The organism is Arthrobacter sp. Soil_C_60 (genome assembly GCF_057656375.1).
Genome location: NZ_JBDGKM010000036.1, coordinates 1 through 398 on the forward strand (window position 1 = coordinate 1; position 398 = coordinate 398).

1 protein-coding gene is annotated in these 398 nt (G+C 65.6%); it reads right to left on the reverse strand.

Annotated features, from left to right (window positions below; translation table 11 throughout):
* A partial coding sequence (locus AC3A4M_RS22840) for a DUF222 domain-containing protein (RefSeq protein ID WP_498738918.1) occupies positions 1–398 on the reverse strand: 398 nt, incomplete at both ends.

Consider the following 398-nt stretch of genomic DNA (forward strand, 5'->3'; position numbering starts at 1 on the left):
TCGTCGGTGGGTTCGAGTCCGTCGGGGTCCAGGACTGCTTCCCAGCGTTTGATGATTTCGCGCAGGCCGTCGATGTCTGATTCGGTGGCCTGCTGGGTGAGCTGGTTTTCCATCGCGGCCAAGTGCGCGGGGGTTGCGGTGGGGCGGACGCGTTCGAGGGCGTCGCGGATGAGGGTCGCGGCCTGGCCGCTGATCTGTGAAGAGGTCAGTGCGGCGCCGAGGCGTTCGAGCTTCGGTGGCGCATGTTCTCCGGTGATCAGGGTCGTGGGCATGGTGCTGGAGCCGACGCGGAGCCGGCGTTTGGCTTCGCTGCGGCTGATTTTGAGTTTCTGGCGGAGGTATTCGGCGGCGTCCTTGTATTCGGGCTTTTTCGGTGTGCCGTCCGGGCCGGTTCCCTG